Origin of the sequence: Corallococcus praedator (assembly GCF_003612125.1) — a bacterium.
Taxonomy (GTDB): Bacteria; Myxococcota; Myxococcia; order Myxococcales; family Myxococcaceae; genus Corallococcus; species Corallococcus praedator.
Map to the genome: position 1 here is coordinate 1 of NZ_RAWI01000778.1, position 1,066 is coordinate 1,066.

A 1,066-nucleotide genomic window follows, 5' to 3' on the forward strand; every position below is an offset into this window, starting at 1 on the left:
CGGGGAGTGGAAGCGGCACGGGGTCGTTGGATCCGAACCTCGCCGGCTATCGCGACGCGCTCCGGGTGCTGGACCAGAACTGGGACACCTTCGACACGGCGGTGGGGGCGAAGGACGGCAAGCTGTCGATGGCGAACCTGGAGGCGTTGCTCGGCAGCCCGGCGGCGTCCCCCACGCTCAAGCGCGCCGCGCAGTTCTTCAAGGACAACCCGGAGTACTTCAGCCGGCTGGAGATGGCGGCGGGGAGCGGGAGCCGGGACGGCGTCGCCAGCCGGCAGGACCTGAGCGCGGAGCTGGCCGCGGTGGCGAAGCTGCCAGAGGTGCCGGGGACGTCGCCGACCCGTCCGAATACGGGGGGCTCGCGGGCGCGGGACATCGTGGACAACCCGAACATGAGCATCGAGCAGAAGGTGCAGGCGCTGCTCATGGGCATCACGGAGGACACCGACGCGGAGCTGCTGGACGTGATGAACGAGATGGCCAGCGCGCGTGAGGAGCGCGCGACGCTGGGCACCAGCGATTCGGACAAGGCGCGCGGCGCGAAGCTGGACACCAGCATGCAGGAGCTGGAGCTGCGCCTTCAGACGCTGATGGAGAAGCGCAAGGCCATGTTCGACCTGATGAGCAACATGTCGTCGAAGTTCAACGAGATGGCGAAGACGGCCATCTCCAACCTGCGCAGCGCGTGAGAGCCGCCATGGGACGCGTCATCAAACACGAAGGCGGCGAGGGGCTGAAGATGGAGACCGGAACGGCGCGCAGGCTGAAGGCGTTCGCGCGCGGAGAGACGACCTGGGCGGAGGTGGAGGGGATGACCTTCGAGGAGGCGAAGGCCATCGCGCAGGTGGGCTGCGACCTGGCGGCGGCGGGTAGGCTGGAGGAGGCGCGCATCCTGTTCGAGGGGCTCGTGGAGGGGAACCCGAAGGACTCGGCGGCGCACGCGGCGCTGGGCACGGTGTACCAGAAGCTCGGACGGGTGGAGGACGCGCTCACCGAGTACACGCACGCGCTGGTCGGTGATCCGCGCAACCCCGTGGCGCTGACGGGCCGGGGGGAGCTGCACCTG

At 69.3% G+C, this 1,066-nt stretch carries 1 protein-coding gene and 1 pseudogene; both read left to right on the forward strand.

The features are described 5' to 3' along the window. Nucleotides 1-689: pseudogene (locus tag D7Y13_RS48515) on the forward strand (hypothetical protein); the annotation flags it as partial. Between the two features lie 8 nt (nt 690-697). Further along, a partial coding sequence (locus tag D7Y13_RS41690; RefSeq protein WP_120631069.1) for a tetratricopeptide repeat protein occupies nt 698-1,066 on the forward strand: 369 nt, incomplete at its 3' end.